Source organism: Paraburkholderia sp. SIMBA_030, assembly GCF_046535245.1.
Lineage (GTDB): Bacteria > Pseudomonadota > Gammaproteobacteria > Burkholderiales > Burkholderiaceae > Paraburkholderia.
Genome location: NZ_JAWRXB010000560.1, coordinates 1 through 271, shown reverse-complemented (window position 1 = coordinate 271; position 271 = coordinate 1). Strand labels below are relative to the sequence as shown.

The window sequence follows — 271 nt, the reverse complement described above, 5'->3', positions numbered from 1 at the left end:
AAGCCTGCCATCTGGCAGGCTCATCAATTGCATTCTACAAGTGATTCCTGGTGAAGCGATCTTCGTAGAGGATCGCGAACTGGTTCATCGCGGCTTTCCAGTCATGCGCAGCACGGCTCCAGTCAGCCGTGATATTGCGCAAGGCCAGCCATAGCAGTTTGGTCGCGGCCTCGTCCGTCGGGAAGTGCCCACGCGTCTTGACGATCTTGCGTAGCCGGGCATTGACACTTTCGATGGCATTGGTCGTGTAGATCACCTTGCGAACCGCTGG

At 56.8% G+C, this 271-nt stretch carries 1 protein-coding gene; it reads right to left on the bottom strand.

The features are described 5' to 3' along the window. Positions 1–34: 34 nt before the first annotated feature. On the bottom strand, positions 35–271 hold a 237-nt coding region (locus SB772_RS41200), incomplete at its 5' end, for a transposase (RefSeq protein ID WP_410838675.1).